This window comes from Actinoplanes sp. NPDC051405 (assembly GCF_055586185.1).
In genome coordinates this window covers 247771-249346 of sequence record NZ_JBVJIR010000010.1, presented here as the reverse complement: position 1 = coordinate 249346, position 1576 = coordinate 247771, and the positions used below count along the sequence as shown (strand labels likewise).

At 71.1% G+C, this 1576-nt stretch carries 1 protein-coding gene; it reads left to right on the top strand.

Translation table 11 applies throughout. The annotated features are described in order from the left end of the window. Positions 1–487 precede the first annotated feature (487 nt). Positions 488–691: a winged helix-turn-helix transcriptional regulator gene (locus ACZ6S4_RS22800; protein ID WP_465476847.1), complete on the top strand. Its 204-nt coding sequence runs from the start codon at positions 488–490 to the stop codon at positions 689–691. The last annotated feature ends 885 nt before the right edge of the window (positions 692–1576 follow it).

Here is a 1576-nt window from a genome sequence, read left to right as displayed (position 1 = left end):
TTTTTTGTGTTGTTGTTGTGGTGGGACGACCCTATTACCACCCCCCCCCCCCCCCCCCCCCCCCCCCCCCCCCCCCCCCCCCCCCCCCCCCCCCCCCCCCAAGCCCGCTGTGGGCGCGGAGCTGCTTTTCTGCGGGTGGGGATGTGCAACGGGCCCGGGTTGGGCGCGCTGACTCGTAGCTGCGGGCCTGCGCGGCGCGTGGTTACAGCCGGGCTGGTCGGCGAGCGAATATGTTGCCGGCTGACCCCTGGGTCACGCTTCCGAGCTGTTGCGAGCCACCTCTGGGTGGTTTGTGGTGGGGCTTTCAGTAGGCCAGGTTTACGTGAGCTCGGTGGTGGGTTTCTTGTTCGATCAGCGCCGGCTGCGCGACTCGCCGCATCCTCGACCGCATCGGCGACCGCTGGACCGTCCTGATCGTCGGCGTCCTGGGCGAAGGCGACGCCCGTTTCTCAGAACTGGGCCCTGCATCGAAGGCGTCTCCCAGAAAATGCTGACCCAGACCCTCCGCGGCCTGGAACGCGACGGCCTGGTGCGCCGCACGGTCTACCCCGAGGTGTCGGTCCGCGTCGAATACTGCCTCACCGACGCCGGCCGAACCCTGCTGGAACCTCTCCGAGCCCTCCAGAAATGGGCAATCGAACACCTCCCATACATATCCGCCTCCCAAACCGCCTACGACAACCCCGAATAACCACCCGCGCCGCTTCGCGCCGCGTTGACGGGGTCGGGCTGACTGGGGCCGCGCTGATGGGGTCGCGGTGACGGCGCCTCGGGCCGCGCTGATGGGTCCCGGTAACGGGCCGCGGTGGCGGCGCCGCGGTGACTGGGATCGGGTTGATGGGCCGCGCTGACGAGCTGCGGTGACTGGGGTCGGGTTGATGGGGCCGCGCTGACGAGGTCGCGCTTACTCGGGTCGCACTGACTGCGGTCGGGCCGACGGGGCGCGCACTGACTCGGGCCGAGCTGACTCGGGCCGAGCTGACTCGGGCCGAGCGGATTTGGGCCGGGCTTGCTTGGGCCGGCCTGGACTTGCGCCGACTTGCGTTGCGCCGACTTGCGTTGCGCTGATTCGAGCTGCGCTGACCCGAGTCGCGCCGAGTCGCGTTGCGCTGATTCGAGCTGCGCTGACCCGAGTCGCGCCGAGTCGCGTTGCGCTGACGGGGTGCCGCTGACTGGGTGGCGCTGCGGGAGGGCACTGGCGCGTGCGTGCTTATAAGGTCGCGCTGACCGGAATCGCGCTGGCTCGTGTTGCACTGACTCGCGCCGCGCCGCGCCGCGCCGCGCCGCGCCGACCCGGGTCGTGCCGACCAGAGTTCACCGCCTGACCGCCTGACCGCCTGACCGCCTTACCGCCTGCCCGGCCGGGCCGGCCGGGCCGGGCGGATGCGGTGTCCGCACACAGCTGATCTGCCTGGTCGCTCAGCCCGCAGACAGTGCAAATGCCGGACCACAACGGGCTTGGGGGGGGGGGGGGGGGGGGGGGGGGGGGGGGGGGGGGGGGGGGGGGGGGGGGGGGGGGGGGGGGGGGGGGGAGAGGGGAAAAAAAAAAAGAAGGAGAAGAGGAGGAAGGGAGGAA

Coding starts and splice junctions, on each gene's coding strand:
- ACZ6S4_RS22800 (WP_465476847.1), top strand. CDS start 488: ATGCTGACCCAGACCCTCCGCGGCCTGGAACGCGACGGCCTGGTGCGC.